This is a genomic window from Caulobacter sp. 17J80-11, from assembly GCF_014349105.1.
Taxonomy (GTDB): Bacteria; Pseudomonadota; Alphaproteobacteria; order Caulobacterales; family Caulobacteraceae; genus 17J80-11.
Window position 1 is genome coordinate 60,087 of sequence record NZ_JACSJI010000022.1, and the last position, 6,036, is coordinate 66,122.

4 protein-coding genes and 1 pseudogene are annotated in these 6,036 nt (G+C 70.4%); all 5 read right to left on the reverse strand.

Annotated features, from left to right (window positions below; translation table 11 throughout):
• Positions 1–17 precede the first annotated feature (17 nt).
• Positions 18–2,201 carry a GNVR domain-containing protein gene (locus tag H8B08_RS17485; RefSeq protein ID WP_187451478.1) on the reverse strand — a complete coding sequence of 728 codons (2,184 nt, stop codon included), beginning with the start codon at positions 2,199–2,201 and terminating at the stop codon, positions 18–20.
• Positions 2,202–2,220: 19 nt separating this feature from the next.
• Positions 2,221–3,519: an outer membrane beta-barrel protein gene (locus H8B08_RS17490; RefSeq protein ID WP_187451479.1), complete on the reverse strand. Its 1,299-nt coding sequence runs from the start codon at positions 3,517–3,519 to the stop codon at positions 2,221–2,223.
• A 44-nt stretch (positions 3,520–3,563) separates the two neighbouring features.
• On the reverse strand, positions 3,564–4,136 hold the full coding sequence (locus tag H8B08_RS17495) for a polysaccharide biosynthesis/export family protein (RefSeq protein WP_187451480.1): 573 nt from the start codon (positions 4,134–4,136) through the stop codon (positions 3,564–3,566).
• A gap of 222 nt (positions 4,137–4,358) precedes the next feature.
• A complete protein-coding gene (locus H8B08_RS17500; RefSeq protein WP_187451481.1) occupies positions 4,359–5,738 on the reverse strand; it encodes an HlyD family type I secretion periplasmic adaptor subunit in 1,380 nt (459 codons plus the stop codon).
• Positions 5,739–5,752: 14 nt separating this feature from the next.
• A pseudogene (locus H8B08_RS17505) lies at positions 5,753–6,036 on the reverse strand (type I secretion system permease/ATPase); the annotation flags it as partial.

Here is a 6,036-nt window from a genome sequence, read left to right on the forward strand (position 1 = left end):
CCGGACGCGGCCGACCGTCAGTCGGCGTAGTACTTCTGGACCGAGCCGTAATAGTAGGCGGCGTCGCCGTAGCCGGTGCGGGCCTGCTCGCGCAGGTCGACCTGGGTCAGCGCCACGCCCGGCACGAAGGCGCCGCTCGCAGCCAGCTGCTCCAGCGCGTTCTTGGCCGCCATCTCCGGCGTCTTGGCCCAGCGCAGCAGGTACAGCACCGCGTCCGCCCGGGTGGCCAGCACGCGCGTGTCGGACACCGCCAGGATCGGGGGGGTGTCGAGCAGCACCAGGTCGAAGCGATGGCGCAGTTCGGCCAGCAGCTTCTGCATGGCCGGGCTGCGGAAGATCTCCGGGTCGCTCCACGAGCCCTCGGCGATCGGCAGAACCTGGGCGCCGCTGGCCTTGTCCAGCCGCAGCACCTCGTCCAGCGACGCCTTGCCGGCGAGCAGTTCGAACAGGCCCTTGCGGACGCCGCCCTCCAGCTTCTGGGTCAGGCTGCGGTGGCGCAGGTCGCAATCCACCACCACCACCTTCTGGCCCGCGGCGGCGGCCAGCCGGCCGAGGCAGAAGGTCGTCAGGGTCTTGCCTTCTTCCGGCAGGGCCGAGGTGACCGCGACCACCTGCACCAGGTCTTCGCCACGCGAGGACAACAGCGAGGTCTTCAGGCTTCGGAACGACTCGGCGAAAGCCGAGCGCGGGCGCTTGAGCAGGTAGTCCTCGGGCTTCAGCGAGCCGCGGTCGGCGGCGGCGGCGACCGAGCCCAGCACCGGAACGGCCCCCAGCATCGGCAGGCCCAGGCGGTTGCGCACCTCCTTGCCGGTGCGCAGGCCGCTGTCCAGCGCCTCGGCGGTGACCACCGAGGCCATGCCCGCGGCCAGGGCGAAGGCCAGGCCCAGCGCCAGGTTCAGCCGGGTGTTCGGCGCGCTGGGACGGCTCGGGGTCTGGGCGTAGGACACCACGCGCGCGTCGGCCTGCTGGATGCCGGCCTGGGCCGCGGTTTCCTTCGAGCGGTTCAGGAAGGCCTCGTAGATGGCCCGGGTCGCCATCGCCTTGCGCTCCAGCTCCATCAGACCGACCTGGGCGCGGTTGTTGTTGGCCAGATTGCCGCGCGAGGTCCCGCGGCTGCCGACCAGCGAGGAGGTGCGCTGACGCGCGACCTGCACTTCAGCCTCGAGGTTGGAGAGCACCCGCTTGATCTCGGCGTCGATCTGCACGTCGTAGTCGGCCAGCTCCTGATTGACCTTCTGCACGTCGGGGTGACGCGGCCCGTAGCGGCTTTCCAGCTCCGCCTTGTGGCGGCTGACCTCGGCGCGCTGACCGCGCAGCTGGCGGATGACGTCGGAGCCGAGCGCGGCGGCCGTGTCGGCGCCGCCGCCGCCGCGACGCACCTGCGCCCTCGCGGCGGCCAGACGGCCCTCCTTCTCGGCCTGGTCGGCCTGGGCCTCGGCGATCTGCTGGTTGAGGACCGAGATCTCCTGCTCGGCCATGGTCGCGCCTTCGGCGCTCAACAGCCCGTGATTGATCTTGTAGGTCTGCACCTCGGCGTCGGCCGCCTCGGCCTGCCGGCGCATTTCGTCGAGCTTGGCCTTGAGCCAGCCGCTGGCCTTGTCGTTGGCGCCGGCCTTCGCGGCGAGCTGCTGGTTGATGTATTCCTCGGCGAAGGCGTTGGCGATGCGGGCCGCCTTCTTCGGGTCGGTGGAGGTGAAGCCGACGTCGATCACATAGGTAAGGCCGACCCGGCTCGCCCACATCTGCGACAAAACGGCGTCCACCGCGCCCTCGGGCGCCGCGGCGCCCGCGCCGCCGGCCAGCGAGGCCTGGATCGCCTTGCCGGACGGCTTGGAGGCGAAGTCGGGGTCCTGGTCGAGGCGCAACCGCCGGACCACCCGCTCGCCGACGGCGCGCGAATTGATGATGCGCGCCTCGGTGTCGACCACGCTGGAATCGGTCGGGAGCTGCGATATCACCTGGTCGAGCTTCAGCACCGCCTGCTTGCGCGGATCGATCAGCACCGAGGCGGTGGCGGTGTATTGCGGCGTGGCCCGCAGCGTCACCAGCACGGCGGCCAGGAAGACCGTGCCGGCCACCAGTCCGAACAGCGGCAATCGCCGGCGGAAGCGCGCCATCAGGTCGCGCGGATCGGGCACGCCGCCGTAGGGACGGGGGTCGGAACCCTGAAGGTCTTGGGGGTTGCTGCGGAAGAGGTTCATGGCGTCCGCCCGTTAAAGGTCAGGGGTGCAGCACCAGGACCGCGCCGAAGCGGTCCTCGGTGTATTCGAAGCCTGGATCGCCGCCTGACGACGTCCGATCGAAGTGCTGGAAGCTGATGCGCGCCGCCACGAGGCGGTTGAACTTCAGGTCGGCGCCCACGCCGTAATCGACCCGGTCGTCGATCCGGGAGATCCCGTCGTAGTCGTCCTGGGCCCAGTTGGCCCGACCCCAGAGGATCAGGTTGCGCCGGAGCTCGTGGTCGACCCGGATGCCCAGCGCGGTGGTCAGGGTGCCGGCCGCGTCGCCGACCGTGGTGTCGTTGATGCTCTGGTCGGCCGACAGGGTGACCGTGGTCATCTGGGTGGGGAACCACTCGATCCACGCGTCCATCGCCAGGCCGTCGGTGGTCGTGGCGTCGGGGTCCTGGTAGTCCTGTTCGAGATAGCCGATCAGGACGTGGCCGCGCGCCGCGTGGGTCAGGTCGAAGTCGACCCCGACGCCGACGTCCCAGCCGGAGGAGTCGCGGTCGACGTCGTTCTGAGGATTGTCGTCGGTCAGGTTCGGCTGCTGTTCGAAGCTGCGGTCGTTGCCGCGCACCGAGCCGTAGATCGCCACCGCCGGGCTGATCGCGTAGTCCAGCCGCACGCCGCCGTAGAGCACGTCCTCGTTGCGGTAGGACTGGGACTGCAGCCCTTCGAACAGGGTCTGGACCGCGTCGTAGCGGTAGCCGGACCAGCCGATGTCGGCGCCCAGCCGGAAGCGGCCGACCTCGTGCGAGGCGCTGCCGTTGAAGGTGGTCAGGTTGTAGGTGACCGGCTCGATCGCGTCGACGGGCGTGGAGGCGTCCGAGCGCGGCTGCACCAGCTCGTGGTACTGGGCCCCCCCGGCGAGGTTGCTGCCGCGCGCCAGGTCGAGCCGGCCGTCGACCCCGACGCCCCACTCCGCGTGGCTCTCGTCGCTGAAGTCCATGTATTCGAGGTTGTTGAACTCGACGAAGCCGTTCAGCGCGTGGCGCGACCATTGCGACTGGGCGCGCAGCGCCGCCGACAGGGTCAGCACGGTGTCGGACTGCTCGTCGACCGGCGTGGCGAAGATGTTGTCGCTCCACACCACGCCCGCTTCGGCCCAGGGGAACAGCAGGAAGGAGCCGGCCCGCAGCCCGAGCGCGTCGTAGCCCGGGAAGCGCCGGTCGCGGACGCCGACATTGTGGTCGCGCGCGAACGACGTGTCCTGGGCGGCCGCGGAACCGGCCGCGGCCACGGCGGCGGTTGCGAACAGCACCGCGCAGGACGACGAACGCAGGAGCTTCAGCCTCATCTCCCCCCTCCGGGAATGGAACCTGGCGAGCAACGCCGTCGCGCTCAGAAGAAGCGCTCCGCCACGCGGATGGTGTCGCCGGGCAGGACCGGAGTGGTCGACGTCAGGGTGTATTCGGTCTCGGCGGCGCTGCCGGCGTGGCGGATGAAGATCCGCTTGGTGTTGGCGCGGTAGGTGAAGCCGGAGGCGCCGGCGACCGCGTTCAGCACCGTCAGGTCGTCGGTGAACGGGTATTGGCCCGGCTTATTGACCTCGCCGAGGATGTAGAACGGCCGGTAGGCGAGCACTTCCACGCTGACCCGCGGGTCGCGCAGGTAGCCGGCGGCCAGCCGGCTCTGCAGCTCGCCCTGGAATTCGGCTACCGTCAGGCCCTGCGCCATCACGTCGCCGACCAGCGGGTAGGACACCTGGCCGGCGCCGGAGACGACGAACTCGCCCGACAGGTTCGGCTCGTCGAACACCAGCACCCGCATCTTGTCGGCCGGGCCGAGTTGGTATTCGGCGGACATGGCGGACGCCCGGACCTCAGGCGGCTTCTTCATGATGCCGCTTACCTGGGCGCATCCGGCCAGCGCGATCTGGGCCACACAAACAAACAGGACGATCAAGCGGGTCATCGCGGCAGTTCTCCCCTCCGCCGTCACCGCGCCGCGGTTCGATCCGACCGGGCTTCAGCGACTTCACAACGGCGGGTCCGGGTCCGCCCGCGGAACCGCCGGGACGGTAAAGCTGCGAACTGGCTTAACGGTTCCCGAGAAAGCTTCACCGGACGCAGAACCCGGCCCGATCCGCCTGGATCGGACCGGGTCCGAAGCCCGTCAAACCGGCGGAAAAGCCCGCTAGTGCTCTCGGAAGGAGCGCCACAGCGACTGCTGCAGCGGCTCGAAGAAGTACTGCAGGGCCGTGCGCTTGCGCAGCGGGACGACAACCTCGGCCGGCAGGCCGGGCTTCAGCACCGTCTCGGCCCCGCGGACCCGGCGCAGCTCCACCAGCTCCTGCGGGGGCACCGACACCTCGGCGCGGTAGTAGCGCTGGCCGGTCTTCTCATCGACGAAGCTGTCGGCCGACAGCTTGGTCAGACGGCCGTGGATGATCGGCAGATCGCGCTCGTGGAAGGCGCTGAACCGCACCTCCGTGGCCTGGCCGATGTGCAGGTCGTCGGCGTCGTTGGGCTGCACCCGCGCCTCGATCACCAGCGGGGCGTTCTTGGGCACGATCTCCATCAGGGTCTGGCCGGGCTGGATCACCCCGCCGACCGTGTGCACGGTCAGGCCGACCACCTCGCCGCCCACCGGCGCGCGCACCTCGGCGCGGCTCAGCTGGTCGCGCACGGCGGTCAGCTTGGGCGAGGCTTCATTCAGCTGATCCTCGGTCTGGCGCAGCTGGTCGGCGATCTCCTCGACCGCCTGCCGGTCGACCGAGACGATCTCCATCTTGGTCTCGCCAATGGCCTCGCGAGACTTGGCGACCTCGGCGCGATAGGAGCCGTAGTCGCCTTCCAGCGAGGCGGCGGTCCGCTCCACGGCGCGCACCCGGGTCAGCGGCGCGAACCCGCGCGCGGCCAGGCTCTTCAGGCCCTCCAGTTCCTCCTGGATCAGCTTCTGCTGCTCGCGGTTGGACGCGATCTGGCGGTTGTAGCCCTCGATCTGCTGATCGAGCTGGTTGACCCGCTGGGTCAGGACCGCGTGCTGCGCCTGCAGCGAGCCGCGGCGGGCGGTGAACTGCAGCTCCTGTAGGCGCATGGCCTCGTCGGCCAGCACCCGGTCGGCGGCCGGCAGGACGGCGAACTCGGCCGGCGGCACGATGTTGGGCAGGTGGTCGCGCTCGGCCGCCAGGCGGGCGCGCTGCGCCTCCAGAGCGATCACCTGGCTGGTCAGGGCGCGTTCGTTGGCCCGCAGGTCGGCGGCGTTGATCTCGACCAGCACCTCGCCGCGCGTGACCTCGTCGCCTTCCTTGACGTGGATGGCCGAGACCACCCCGCCTTCGCGGTGCTGCACGGCCTGGCGGCTGCCGGACACCACCACCTGGCCGTGGGCGTAGGCCCCGGCGTCGAGCGGCGCGAAGGCCGCCCAGCCCAGGAACAGGATGAAGAACAGGGCGGCGATGGCGCCCCCCACCCAAAGCTCGCGGCTGGGCGCATCGCTGATCTCCGGCTCCGTGGTCGCGGCGGCGCCGCCGGCCGACGGCACGGGCGGTTTGAAGTCGTCGGTCAGGGCCATGATCGAGCTCGAGGTCAGCCGGCGTCAGCCGGCGCGGGTGTGCGTGGAAGTTTGGGCTCGGGCTGCGAGAGGCGGGCGACCACCTCCTCACGCGGTCCGAAGAGGTCGACCATGCCGTCGCGCATCACGACCAGCTTGTCGGCGGAGGTCAGCACGCCGGTGCGGTGGGCGATGATGATCACCGTCGCCCCGCGCGCCTTCACCGCGCGCAGCACCTTCAGCAGGGCCGCCTCGCCCTCGGAGTCGAGGTGCGAGTTGGGCTCGTCCAGCACCATCACCGGCGGATCGCGATAGAGCG